Source organism: Acetobacteraceae bacterium, from assembly GCA_039613835.1.
Classification (GTDB): domain Bacteria; phylum Pseudomonadota; class Alphaproteobacteria; order Acetobacterales; family Acetobacteraceae; genus Sorlinia.
The window spans coordinates 468,540-481,960 of record CP154827.1 but is presented as its reverse complement, the minus strand read 5'-3'; the positions used below and the strand labels follow the sequence as shown (position 1 = coordinate 481,960).

The following is a 13,421-nucleotide window of genomic DNA, read 5'->3' as shown; positions in this document are numbered from 1 at the left end:
CACACGCGGCTGACGGCATCAAAATCGTGCGCGGATTATCATTGCCCTGGTGACGCCGCGAGTCTGCGAATGGACCGTTCAGACTGTCTGAAGTTTCCCGTCTTTCAAGGCGATAACGCGGTCCATACGTCGCGCGAGCGTCTCGTTATGGGTCACGATCAGCGCCGTTGCACGCGCTTTGCGAACCACCTCCAGCAGGTTATCAAAAACGAGGTCAGATGTTTTGCCGTCGAGATTTCCCGTCGGCTCATCAGCGAGGATGATTTTGGGGTGATTGGCCAGGGCGCGGGCAATCGCCACGCGCTGTTTTTCCCCTCCGGAGAGGCGACCGGGCAAATGGTCCTGACGATGAGACAGTCCGAATTGCGCGAGCAGATCCGCCGCATTCCTGCGCGCGACCGAAGCAGGCACACGCCCGATACGTTGGGGAAGCACCACATTCTCCAGCGCGGTGAATTCAGCGAGGAGGTGATGGAACTGATAGACAAACCCGATTTCATCCCGGCGCAGGGTTGAATGCTCCGCATCGGAGAAGCGCGTCACGTCGCGCCCTGCAATCGCGATCTGTCCCGCATCGGGGCGCTCCAGCAATCCGGCTATATGCAGCAAGGTCGATTTCCCGGTTCCGCTGGGGGCAATGAGCGCGACGATTTCGCCTTCCTGAAGGGTGATCGACGCCCCATCAAGGACGCGCAGTTTTTCATCGCCGGATTCGTAAATTTTAACGATATTGGAGAGGGAGAAAACAGGCGGCTCACTCATGACGCAAAGCCTCGACCGGGTCCGTCCGCGCCGCCCGCCAGGCGGGGTAAAGGGTGGCGCTGAATGACAGGATGAGTGAGAGGACAAGCACATCCATAACCTGTGACCAGACAAGATGTGCCGGCAGATGCTCAAGATAGTAAAATTCGGGATTGAAGAGATTTGTGTGGGTCAGATGCTCAATGCCATGTTGGATGCGCTCAATATTCAGGCAGAAAACAACCCCAATGATAAAGCCGATCATTGTGCCGCAAACCCCGACAGACGCGCCGCACATCAGGAAAATGCGCATGATCGCACCGCGCGTCGCACCCAGCGTGCGCAATACCGCAATATCCCGCGCTTTATCCTTGACCATCATGATCATGGAGGAAACCACATTGAATGCCGCGACAAGGATGATCAGCGTCAGGATCAGAAACATGACGTTCTGCTGCACATCCAAAGCGCCGAGAAACGCATTATTGCTGCGCGTCCAATCCAGCACGCGTAATTGCGGGTCACCCAGTCTCTGCGCGATTTCACGGCCGACCGCCCGGGCCTTCATCGGGTCATCCAGCCCCACTTGGATAAAGGATACGCCGTCGGCCATCATCAAAAATTTCTGCGCCGCCTCCAGCGGCAGGAAAACAATGCTGGAATCGTAATCATTTACCCCGGCATCGAAAATAAGGGAAACCGTGTAACTCCGAATGCGCGGCATCGTGCCAAAGGGCGTTGCACGCCCCTGGGGGGAAAGTAGCGTGACTTTACTGCCGAGTTGCAACCCTGATTTCGTCGATAAAGCCGCCCCGATGGCGATGGCGTCCGGCCCGTGAAAATCCTCCAGCCGTCCGGCGACGATATTATCGTTTAAAGCGTGGAGCGCGGCGAAATCACCTGCTGAGATGCCGCGCATCAAACCGCCAGCACTATAGCCGGCGGCGTCAAGCAATATGGTCCCCTCCACCATAGGCGTGACGCGGGTAACGCCTTTGATCGCGCGGATCTGGGCGACATCGTCTTGATAGGAGGTAATGACATGGCGGCCTGAGTAAATATTGAGCTCGCCATTCAGGCCGAGAACGCGGAACATCAGGTCATCACGGAAACCATTCATGACCGCCATGACGATGATCAGCGTCGCCACGCCCAATGCAATGCCGATGAAAGAGAAAATCGCGATGATCGATAGGAAGCGCTCACCCCTTCGGGCGCACAAATATCTCCCCGCGACACTTCTCTCAAAAGCATTGAACATATTTACGACAAAACTCTTTCAATCGCCTCATCGACGCTGAGGTCAAACCTTTCACCGGAGCAACGGTTTTTCAGCTCAACACGCCCCTCTTTGGCGCCGCGCGGTCCGACAATGATCTGCCATGGGTGACCCATGAGATCCGCATCGTTGAACTTAACGCCAGCACGCTCATCCCGATCATCCAGCAACACAGCGTCACCCCCGACATGGTTGAACCTGTTGCAGATTTCATCAACCATCGCGTCACCGGGTTTAAGATTCAGGATCGCGGCTTTGAAGGGCGCAACCGATTCCGGCCAGATGATGCCCTGCGCGTCGTGATGCGCTTCGATAATCGCGCCGGTCAGGCGGGAAACGCCGATACCATAAGATCCCATATAGGGATGAAAGGCCGCCCCATCCGGGCCATTAACGGAGACACCCATTGATCTGGTGTATTTATCTCCGAAATAGAAAATATGGCCGACCTCAATCCCCCGCCCTTCCCGCTGCCTGTCGGCAGGGACGGTCTTCCAGGCCGTTTCGTCATGCATCTCATCGGTCGCGGCATAGGAGGTGGTGACGTCTTTAAAAAACCGCCCCAAGCTCTCAGGATCGTCAAGATCCACTGATTGTGCGAGCCAATCCTGCTGTTCCAATGCCGCGTCGAAATAGACGGTACTCTCTCCCGTCGGGGCGAGAATCAGGAATTCATGGCTGAGTTCCCCACCAATCGGCCCGGTATCCGCCCGCATCGGGATCGCCCGCACGCCGAGACGCTGGAACGTCCTTAGATAAGCCAGCATCATTTTGCGGTAAGAGACGACCGCCCCGTCATAATCCGCATCGAAGGAATAGGCGTCCTTCATCAGAAATTCACGCCCGCGCATCACCCCGAAGCGTGGCCGCCGCTCATCGCGGAATTTCCATTGAATATGGTAAAGTGATTGCGGCAACTCACGATAGGATTTGACCGTCTGCCCGAAAATTTCGGTGATCATTTCCTCATTTGTCGGACCGTAAAGCATGTCGCGCCCGTGGCGGTCATTGATCCGCAGCATCTCCGGCCCGTACGCATCATATCGGCCTGATTGCCGCCAGAGATCGGCGGATTGGAGGGTCGGCATCAGCACTTCCTGCGCGCCGATCGCGTTCTGCTCTTCCCGCACAATGCGCTCTATATTGCGCAAAACGCGCAGACTCGCCGGCAGCCAGGCGTAAATGCCAGATGCTGTCTGCCGGATCAGCCCCGCGCGCAGCATAAGACGATGTGACGCAATCTGAGCGTCAGCGGGAACCTCTTTGAGGGTAGGCAGAAAGCTTTTTGTAAGACGCATGGAGAGTTCCGGGATGATGATGGGTGAGGAAAAACACCCCCACCCTCATTTTATCAGATTTTATCAAACGCGTAAGAGATGGACATCCACGAGAGGACGCTTTTGCAATTTGCGTCCTAAAGCGCGCCGCAGCGCCGTTTTAGCCGCATCGCGAAACGCGTCATCCTCCGCGCGTATGTTATCCGGGATATCGTCAATCGCATTGGCGAAATCCCCAACAATCCGGTGTAACTCTGGGTCCGTACTTTCAAGCAGGCCAGGCGCGCTGATTTTCGGCAGGCCGATCATGAAGCCTTCATCATCGACAGCGAAACTGCCAATCACCATGCCATTATAAAGGATACGCCGCCGCGCCGCGAGGACATCGCTGGAGAGGGGCAGAATGCGGCTGCCATCCAGAACGTAACGCCCGGTCGGTGCCGTATCAATGATTTCCGGCTTGCCGGGCGCCAGTTGCAAGATGTCCCCATCCTCGAGCAGCACGGTCTTTGCGCCCACCTTGCGCGCGAGATCTGCATGGGCTGTGAGATGGCGCCACTCGCCATGGGTGGGGACAACATATTCGGGCTTCAGAACTTCATAAAGTCTGCGCAGGTCCCTACTGGTTGCATGACCTGAAACATGCACGGGATGGTCACGATCCGTCAGAACACGCACACCGCGGCGAGAGAGATTATCCTGCACGGCCATGACAGCGTGCTCATTACCGGGGATCATACGCGAGCTGTAGATAATGGTGTCACCCTCCCCGAGGGAAATATTCGGGTGCGTGTCTGCCGCGATCCGCGTCAAGGCTGAACGGGGTTCACCCTGACTTCCCGTGACGATCAGGAGCAATTCACGGTCCGGGATATGCGCCGCATCCTGCTCCGTCAGAAAAGGCGGAATATCAGTCAGATATCCACATTCCCGCGCTGCGACCTCAAGATTGCGCAGGGAACGCCCCACTGTCACGACTTTTCGCCCCGCTGCCCGGGCGGCCATTGCGATGGATTCCACGCGTGCGACATTGCTGGCAAAACACGTGACCGCAACGCGACCGGTCAGGTCCGCGATGAGGGTGGTCAGCCCTTCCCGCACCGATTGTTCCGTACCCGAGGGGCCTTCACGGAAAACATTCGTGCTGTCGCCAATCACGGCACGCACGCCATCCTCACCTAATTGCCGGAAACTGTCGAAATCGGTCATCGGCCCAAGGAGGGGGGGCTCATCGATCTTGAAGTCACCCGTATGGATGTAATTACCATAGGGCGTGCGCATGGCGAGGGACTGCGCCTCAGGGACGGAATGCGTCACCGAGATAAATTGCAGATCGAACGGGCCAACCTCGAAACGCGCGCCGGACGCGATGACGTTGATCTGCACTTTGTCGAGCATACGAGCTTCACCGAGCTTGCGCCGTAAGACGGCAGCGGCGAAAGGTGTCGCGTAGATCGGGCATTTGAATTGTGGCCAGAGATGCTCAATCGCACCTAGATGATCCTCATGTGCGTGCGTGACGACGAGGCCGTAAAGCTGATCCTGACGTTCAGCCAGAAAGCTTGGATCGGGCATGAGGATTTCGGCTTCAGGCGTGTCATTACCGGAAAAACCAATCCCGCAATCAACAGCCAGATAATGCCCGTCTAACATGTAAAGATTCAAGTTCATGCCGATTTCGCCCGTTCCGCCGAGAGGCAGAAAGGCGAAATTGCCGATGGTTTCTGTCATATAGTCTCCAGAATAAGTTGTAATTAGAGATAAATTTCGATGTCAATCATCGCGATCGATGGAATTCTGAGAAGGGTTTCTGTCCGCGAGGAGGCGCAGTCCATCAAGTGTCAGAGTCAGGACAACATGCTGAAAAAGCGACGTCCCCTCTGAAAAAAGAGGTGCCAGCCCGCCTGTCGCAATCACAGCGAGGGGGATCTTCATCTCCGCTTTTATTTGAGAAACAATCCCTTCTACCAGCCCGACATAACCCCAGAATAGGCCCGAGCGCATACTGACGATGGTGTTGCGCCCGATCGCTGAAGTCGGCCTGCCAACACTGATGCGGGGAAGGCGCGCCGCGGCCTGGTGCAGCGCCTCAAGTGAAAGATTGACGCCCGGTGCGATCGCGCCGCCGCAAAAAGCCCCTTCCGCATCCACAACATCAAATGTTGTCGCCGTGCCGAAATCCACGACGACGAGGGGGCCGCTAAACATGTGATGCGCGGCAAGGCCATTGAGACGCCGATCAACACCCACTTCATCCGGCGTATCAACTTTGCAGCCAAGGCCCCAATTGGAGCGCGAATTGGCGATGAGGGGCTCAACATCAAGCCAGGAGCGGCAAAGCAGCCTCAAATGATAGAGCGCGGCCGGGACGACGGTGCCAATGATCGCCCGCGTTATTTGCTTTGATGAAATATCCTGCTTTTCAAGCAATATGGTCAGCCACGCGCCATATTCATCGGAAGTGCGGTGATTATTGGTCGAGATGCGCCAATTTCCACGCCATTTTTCTCCATCATGGAGAGCAAAAACGATATTTGTATTGCCGACATCAATGGCAAGGAGCATCGCGAACCTGTAGCATCATGGACGTTTCACCCGACAGGAACGATTTTACCTTATTGCCCTCTGTCAAAAGCAGAAGTTGACCCTCCGGACCCAAGCCGTGAAACAAACCTTTTGTATAGTCATCTCCCGTCATGACTGCAAGGCGCGTCCCGATTTTATGCGCGCGGGAGAGCCAGGCATCCCGCACGAAATCAGCACCTGAAGAGGCAAAAGCGGCAAGCCCGGCACTGAGATGATTCATGATCATTTTGGCGAGGACTTCCGGCGCCGGTGAAAGACCAAGCTGGGCGAGGCAGGCAAGATGGCGGCTCGGCATTTCAGGTGCGGATCGGATATTGACGCCGATCCCCACCACAATCCACCCTTCGGAAGCGGGACTGGACTCAATGAGAATGCCGCTGACCTTATCTCCCCGCAGAAGAATGTCATTCGGCCATTTCAGAGTGAGCTCCGTTGTCGGGAGGAGGGCCTGTATCGCCTCATAAACAGCGATCGGCGCCAGAAATGGCAGGGTTTTGAGGCAGGAAACGACGTCAGCAGGGCGCAAAAGAAGTGAGAATGACAAATTGCCGGGTGGGGCGACCCAGACGCGGCCTTTTGTGCCGCGCCCTGCTGTCTGCCGGCGGGCCATGACGGCTAGCCCCTCCGCTGCACCGGCCTCGGCCTGCTCTTTACAGAAAGCCAAAGTCGACGAGAGTGACTCATAAATACGCAAGCGCCATTTGATTTTAGACAATTCGCGCCCTGTCAGCATATCATGGTGGGCGATGACGGGATTGAACCGCCGACCCTCTCGGTGTAAACGAGACGCTCTACCGCTGAGCTAATCGCCCATGATGTTGGCACATGGCAGATGACATGTGCCAGAAATTGGCTCAGGCGACGACGTCTTTCAAGCCTTTGCCGGCCTTGAAGCGGACGGAAGTCGAAGTGGGGATCTGGATTTCTTCACCTGTGCGGGGATTGCGACCTTTTGTCGCCTTGCGTGTCGCCGTCGCGAATGAACCAAACCCGACGAGGCGCACTTCCTGGTTGTCGACAAGGGCTTTCTGGATCACTTCGAAAACGGCATCAATAACTTCACCCGTCCTTGCTTTCGGCAAATCAGCATGACTCGCGACAGTCGCAATAGGCTCCTGCTTGTTGAGGGGTTTTTTCATTTTATGCCTTTCCAAATTGGGCCTTTTACCACATGACCCAAGCCGCAATCTTTCGGCCTCGGTCGGGTGCGGTATGGAGAGGTTTTTTAACGTCAACACCTTCCGAAACCAGAAAGATTATAAAAACAGATAATTTTGACGCTTGACGACGTCAGCGAAATCCAAACAACACAGGGCTTCCCCGATGTCACAGATGACAAACATCGGGGCGCCGCGCGTTAATGTGGCAGCCCCGTCCCCTCCCCCTCACCCCGATTTTCCCGCCCGGTTAACTTCTCATCCGGCTCGTTTGACCAGATGATCGGCGTCACCGGTTGCGTCAGGGCCGCGTTAACCACCTCACTGACGTGTGAGACAGGGACGATATACAAGGCCGATTTCACATTTTCAGGGATATCGACCAGATCCTTCTCATTATCCTTGGGGATAAACACCTTTTTGATGCCAGCCCGGACAGCCGCCAGTAGCTTTTCCTTCAGGCCGCCAATTTCCAGCACGCGGCCGCGCAGCGTGATTTCACCCGTCATGGCGACATCGTGACGGATCGGGATACCGGTCAGAGTGCTGATGATCGAGATGGCCATGGCCACACCGGCTGAAGGCCCGTCTTTCGGCGTGGCCCCCTCCGGCACATGCACATGGATGTCACGCGTCTCATAGATTTTGCGCGAGATGCCAAGCTCAGGACTGCGGGAACGCACATAGGAGAAAGCCGCCGAAACGCTCTCCTGCATGACTTCCCCAAGTTTACCCGTCGCCTTGACCTGCCCTTTACCGTCTAGCAACACGCTTTCAATCGTCAGGATCTCGCCGCCAACTTCCGTCCAGGCCAGGCCGGAAACCATGCCGACAAGGTCTTCCTGCTCCGTTTCACCATGGTGGAATCTCTTAACGCCGAGAAACTCGGCGAGATTCTCAACCGTGACGTCGATCTTTTTTGTTTCCAACGATGTAACGATGGCTTTGACTACCTTGCGTGCAATTTTGGCAATTTCACGCTCAAGATTACGAACGCCGGATTCACGTGTGTAACTCTGGATGATCTCGCGCAACGCGTCGTCACTCAATGACCATTCCGATGATTTGAGATTATTGGCCTTGGCCTGTTTCTCAACAAGGTGACGCCGGGCAATCTCGACTTTCTCATCTTCCGTATAGCCGGAGATGCGGATGATCTCCATCCGGTCCAGCAAAGGCTGGGGCATATTCAGGCTATTCGCCGTCGTCACAAACATCACGTCCGATAGATCGTAATCCACCTCAAGGTAATGATCGTTAAAAGTGCCATTCTGTTCCGGGTCAAGAACTTCCAGCAGCGCCGAAGAAGGGTCACCGCGCCAGTCTGAGCCCAGTTTATCAATCTCATCAAGCAGGAAAAGCGGATTCGACGTCTTGGCTTTTTTCATGCCCTGAACAATTTTGCCGGGCATGGAACCAATATAGGTGCGACGATGTCCACGGATTTCCGACTCGTCATGCACGCCACCGAGCGACATACGGACGTAATTTCTTCCGATCGATTTCGCGATGGAGCGCGCCAGCGATGTTTTACCGACGCCAGGCGGGCCCACGAAACATAAAATCGGCCCCTTGAGCTTCTGCTCGCGCGACTGAACCGCCAGATATTCGAGTATCCGCTCATTGACCTTCTCGAGTCCGTAATGATCCGTGTCGAGTATCTGCTGGGCAGCTCCGAGATCTTTGGAGATCTTGCTCCGCTTCTTCCAGGGGAGAGAGAGGAGCCATTCAAGATAATTCCGCACGACGGCCGACTCGGCGGACATCGGGCTCATGCCCCGCAGCTTGCGCAGTTCTCCTGTCGCTTTCTCACGCGCTTCTTTTGACAGACGGGTGGATTTGATTTTCTCCTCAATTTCCGCCGTCTCGTCACGACCCTCTTCACCCTCACCGAGTTCTTTCTGGATCGCCTTCAACTGCTCATTGAGGTAATATTCCCGCTGCGTCTTCTCCATCTGTCGTTTGACGCGATTACGAATGCGCTTCTCGACCTGGAGGACGCCAATCTCCTGCTCCATATGCGTGAAGACCTGCTCCAACCGCTGGGAGACGGAGATTGTCTCAAGTAGTTTCTGCTTATCGGGGATTTTGAGGGTCAGATGACTGGCGATCGTGTCCGCGAGTTTAGAAGGCTGCTCAATCTGGCCGATTGAGATCATGACTTCCGGCGCGATCTTCTTATTGAGTTTAACATATTGCTCAAACTGCGAGATGGCCGTCCGACCAAGCGGGTCAAGCTCCTCATCCTCACTGAGGTCGTCATCAACCTCGTCAATGACGGCCTCGAAATGTCCGTCCCTGTCCTGCAACGATTTAATGCGGGCGCGGCGAACGCCCTCCACAAGGACTTTAACGGTGCCGTCAGGGAGTTTTAGTAATTGCAGGATCGTAGAAACCGTGCCGAAACCGTAAATATCGTCGGATGAAGGGTCGTCCTGGGACGCGTCTTTCTGTGCGACGAGCAGGATCTGCTTGTTCTGACTGGTCACCGCCTCGAGCGCACGAACTGACTTTTCACGCCCGACGAAGAGCGGCACAATCATATGCGGGAAAACCACAATGTCGCGAAGCGGCAGAACCGCGACAAAATCGGCTGCCGGACTCTCGACGGCTTTGCGCGCGTCCGGCACGGCTTTCTCACCACTATCTTTCATTTTTTCCGTCACAAAATTGATCTCCTGATGGACGATCGCACCATGTCTGCCCGTGATATCGGCACAGATTCCGGACCGTTCCCCTCTGCTTTCGGGCAGGTCACTTATCGCACCATAAATGTATACAATTCGCGCCTTTTTCAAGGCAGTGCCGACGCGCGGCACAGCTTCAGGCTGATTGCTCCTTCGCCTCGGCGGAGCCACCTTTACCGTAAACATAAACAGGCTTGGCCTTGCCGTCAGCGACATCCTTATTCACGACCACTTCCTCGACACTTTCAAGGCCGGGAAGATCAAACATCGTGTCGAGAAGAATATTCTCCACGATCGAACGCAGACCACGCGCGCCCGTTTTACGGTCCATCGCCCCCCGCGCAATCTGGCCCAGCGCATCCTCGGTAAAGGTCAGTGAGACACCCTCCATCTGGAAGAGGCGCTGATATTGCTTGACCAACGCATTTTTGGGCGTCGACAGGATGGAGACGAGTGCGTCGCGGTCAAGGTCTTCCAATGTGGCGATGACAGGGATACGCCCGATAAATTCCGGTATCAGGCCGAATTTGAGGAGATCTTCCGGTTCAACACTTTGCAGGACGGCGCCCAGACGACGCTCATCATCGCCGCGCACTTCCGCGCCAAACCCCATGGCAGAGCCCTCCCCACGCGCAGCGATGATTTTGTCCAGACCCGCAAAGGCGCCGCCACAGATAAACAACATGTTGGTGGTGTCGACCTGCAGGAATTCCTGCTGCGGATGTTTCCGCCCTCCCTGTGGTGGCACGGACGCAACCGTACCTTCCATCAATTTCAGCAGCGCTTGTTGGACGCCCTCACCACTGACATCCCGCGTGATCGACGGATTATCCGATTTGCGGGAAATCTTATCGATCTCATCAATATAGACGATACCGCGCTGAGCGCGCTCAACGTTATAATCAGATGCCTGGAGAAGCTTGAGAATTATGTTTTCAACGTCCTCCCCAACATAACCGGCTTCGGTCAATGTCGTGGCATCCGCCATGGTGAACGGCACGTCGAGGATGCGCGCGAGGGTCTGCGCCAGAAGCGTCTTGCCCGAGCCTGTCGGCCCGATCAACATGATGTTCGATTTCGAAATCTCGACATCATTATTCTTCTGCGCGTGCGTCAGGCGCTTATAATGATTATGCACCGCGACGGAGAGCGCTTTTTTGGCGTGGACCTGCCCGATCACGTAATCATCGAGCACTTTGCAGATCTCACGGGGGGTGGGCACCCCGTCCCGTGATTTCACGAGATGGGATTTATGTTCCTCGCGGATGATATCCATACAAAGTTCGCTGCATTCGTCGCAGATGAACACGATTGGCCCGGCAATCAGCTTACGCACCTCATGCTGAGATTTGCCGCAGAACGAACAATACAACGTATTTTTCGAATCGCCGGACTTGATGTTCATAGGCACTCCTTTTTCCCCAGACGTCTCTCGCACATCGACTTTTCTGAAGAAACACAAACCAAATTGCCGCGTTGATGCGCCACGCAACTGCGCGTCATGCAGCTTCAACCTCCAGAAACCGCGCGAAGCGCCGATAAGGAAATAACATTATGGCGGTTTACCCGTCATGCAATCAATAGAGAATTATTTTACCGGCTCTTTCATCCGATCCGCGACGACCTCATCAATAAGGCCGAATTTCCGGGCTTGCTCCGCGGACAGGTAATTATCGCGATCAAGCGCGCCCTCAATCTCCTTGAGAGAACGACCGGTATGTGTTCGATAAATTTCGTTTAACCGGTCGCGGATGATGAGGATCTCTTTCGCCTGGATCTCAATATCCGCTGCCACGCCCTGCGCCCCGCCGGAAGGTTGATGCACCATGACACGTGCATTGGGCAGGCAGAAGCGTCGCCCCTTCTCACCCGCCGCCAGCAGAAGGGAGCCCATGGAAGCCGCCTGACCAACACACACTGTGCTGACGGAGCACCGGATGTAACGCATCGTGTCGTATATCGCCAAACCTGCGGATACGACGCCACCCGGGCTGTTGATATAGAACGAAATCTCCTTGGAGGGATTAACGCTCTCCAGATAAAGCAATTGTGCGGAGATGAGGGAGGCCACCTGATCATAAACCGGCCCGGTCAGGAAAATAATGCGCTCCTGCAAAAGGCGGGAGTAAATATCGAATGCGCGCTCACCGCGGGAGGTCTGCTCCACGACCATCGGGACCAGCGCATTATTAGATATCTCGAACGGATTGCGATCCTCGATGGACATAGTCACCCCTCGCTAAAAACAACTGAAATCACATGATAACGGATTGTTGTGAAATGTCACTGACTCAGAAAAATGAAACAGGGCCGGACCCGCTCAGGAAGCCCGACCCCGATTCCAGGATTTTCTGTGATGATCTTATTAGAGGCTGGCGCCCGGCATGTCAGCCAGTTCCTCCGGCGTCACTTCCTTATCCGTCACCTGCGCAAGCTCGATGAGATAATCGACGACCTTATTCTCCAGAATCGGCCCGCGCAAACCTTCAACAGCTTGTGGGTTTTTCCCGAAAAATTCAAAAACAGTCTGCTCCTGCCCGGGATAGCGCATGGCCTCCTGCTGCACGGCGCCCATCAGCTCTTCACGTGAGACGGAAATCTCCTTCTCACGACCGATCTCCGCCAGAAGCAGTCCGAGTTTCACACGGCGCTCGGCGATCTTGCGGTAGTCCGATCTGAGATCATCCTCCGACTTGCTGGCATCCTCTTCATCGAGTGAACCATTCTGCCGGTCCTGCTCAATACGCTGCCAAATCTGCCCGAATTCGGCTTCAATCATCGATTCCGGCGCCTCGAAATCTGTTCTCTCGGCGAGTTTGTCGAGCAATTCCCGCTTGATGCGCAGACGGGTCAGCTGGGAATATTCATTTTCAACCTGGCTTGAAATCAGCTCCTGCAATTTCTCCAGCGACTCAAAGCCCATTTTCTTGGCGAGTTCATCATCAATCGCCGGGTCGACCGGCTTTCTGAGGCTGTTGGCCTTGATCTCAAACTGCACCTCCTTCCCAGCAAGCTCTTTTGCCTGATAATCAGCCGGAAAGGTCACATTGATGGTTTTTTCTCCACCGGCCGACATGCCTTCAATCTGCTCAGCGAAGCCGGAGATGAAGCCGGCACCACCAATTTCGACATTGACGTCATTGACCGTGCCGCCATCAAAGGGGGTGCCATCGATCTTCCCGACGAAATTGACGTTCAGCACGTCACCTTCCTTGGCGGGGCGGGCTTCCTCGATATCCTCAAAGCTGCGATTCCGCTTGGCAAGCTCCTCCAACGCCTTGTCAATTCCGTCCTGAGCCGGTTTCGCGATCAGGCGCGTCAAGGTGATATCCGACGTTTCCGGGATGGTGATCGCGGGCAGGACTTCAAGGTTCAGCGTGAATTCAAGGTCACTCGCATCGTCAAGCTGGCCGACATCCACTTTGGGCTGAGATGCAGGATGCAGATCATGCGTCTTCATCAGCTCCGACACGCATTCATTGATCGTCTTATCGAGGACTTCCCCCTCGACCGACTGGCCGAAACGCTGTTTTACGACCGATGCCGGCACTTTGCCGGAGCGAAAGCCGGGAATATTGACCGTGCGCGCAAGCTCCTGCAACCGGGCGGCGCGGCGTTCCTGCAGGTCGGATGCGGGCACCGTGACTTTAAATTCACGCTTGAGACCTTCGGATTGCGTTTGCGTAACCTGCAT

11 protein-coding genes and 1 tRNA gene are annotated in these 13,421 nt (G+C 55.4%); all 12 read right to left on the bottom strand.

Translation table 11 applies throughout. The features are described from left to right. Window positions 1–78: 78 nt before the first annotated feature. Window positions 79–762: an ABC transporter ATP-binding protein gene (locus AAYR33_02755; protein XAO71872.1), complete on the bottom strand. Its 684-nt coding sequence runs from the start codon at window positions 760–762 to the stop codon at window positions 79–81. Then, a complete protein-coding gene (locus AAYR33_02750; protein ID XAO71871.1) occupies window positions 755–2,002 on the bottom strand; it encodes a lipoprotein-releasing ABC transporter permease subunit in 1,248 nt (415 codons plus the stop codon). Before AAYR33_02750 ends, AAYR33_02755 begins: the two co-directional genes overlap by 8 nt. Window positions 2,003–2,004: 2 nt before the next feature. Further along, window positions 2,005–3,318, bottom strand: a complete 1,314-nt coding sequence (proS, locus tag AAYR33_02745; GenBank protein XAO71870.1) for a proline--tRNA ligase — start codon at window positions 3,316–3,318, stop codon at window positions 2,005–2,007. Between the two features lie 63 nt (window positions 3,319–3,381). Then, window positions 3,382–5,028 carry a ribonuclease J gene (locus tag AAYR33_02740; protein XAO71869.1) on the bottom strand — a complete coding sequence of 549 codons (1,647 nt, stop codon included), beginning with the start codon at window positions 5,026–5,028 and terminating at the stop codon, window positions 3,382–3,384. A gap of 42 nt (window positions 5,029–5,070) precedes the next feature. Continuing rightward, window positions 5,071–5,862, bottom strand: coding sequence for a type III pantothenate kinase (locus tag AAYR33_02735; protein XAO71868.1), 792 nt, complete (start codon window positions 5,860–5,862; stop codon window positions 5,071–5,073). Next, entirely contained in the window at window positions 5,846–6,598 is a 753-nt protein-coding gene (locus AAYR33_02730; GenBank protein ID XAO71867.1) for a biotin--[acetyl-CoA-carboxylase] ligase, read from the bottom strand. The genes AAYR33_02735 and AAYR33_02730 overlap by 17 nt, the downstream gene beginning before the upstream one ends. Before the next feature lie 22 nt (window positions 6,599–6,620). Then, window positions 6,621–6,695: transfer RNA gene (locus AAYR33_02725), tRNA-Val, on the bottom strand. A 42-nt stretch (window positions 6,696–6,737) separates the two neighbouring features. Continuing rightward, entirely contained in the window at window positions 6,738–7,022 is a 285-nt protein-coding gene (locus AAYR33_02720; protein XAO71866.1) for an HU family DNA-binding protein, read from the bottom strand. Between the two features lie 218 nt (window positions 7,023–7,240). After that, entirely contained in the window at window positions 7,241–9,694 is a 2,454-nt protein-coding gene (gene lon, locus AAYR33_02715; protein ID XAO72355.1) for an endopeptidase La, read from the bottom strand. Between the two features lie 169 nt (window positions 9,695–9,863). Further along, window positions 9,864–11,132: an ATP-dependent Clp protease ATP-binding subunit ClpX gene (gene clpX / locus AAYR33_02710; GenBank protein XAO72354.1), complete on the bottom strand. Its 1,269-nt coding sequence runs from the start codon at window positions 11,130–11,132 to the stop codon at window positions 9,864–9,866. A gap of 183 nt (window positions 11,133–11,315) precedes the next feature. Continuing rightward, on the bottom strand, window positions 11,316–11,954 hold the full coding sequence (locus AAYR33_02705; GenBank protein ID XAO72353.1) for an ATP-dependent Clp protease proteolytic subunit: 639 nt from the start codon (window positions 11,952–11,954) through the stop codon (window positions 11,316–11,318). A gap of 138 nt (window positions 11,955–12,092) precedes the next feature. Further along, on the bottom strand, window positions 12,093–13,421 hold the full coding sequence (gene tig / locus AAYR33_02700) for a trigger factor (GenBank protein XAO72352.1): 1,329 nt from the start codon (window positions 13,419–13,421) through the stop codon (window positions 12,093–12,095).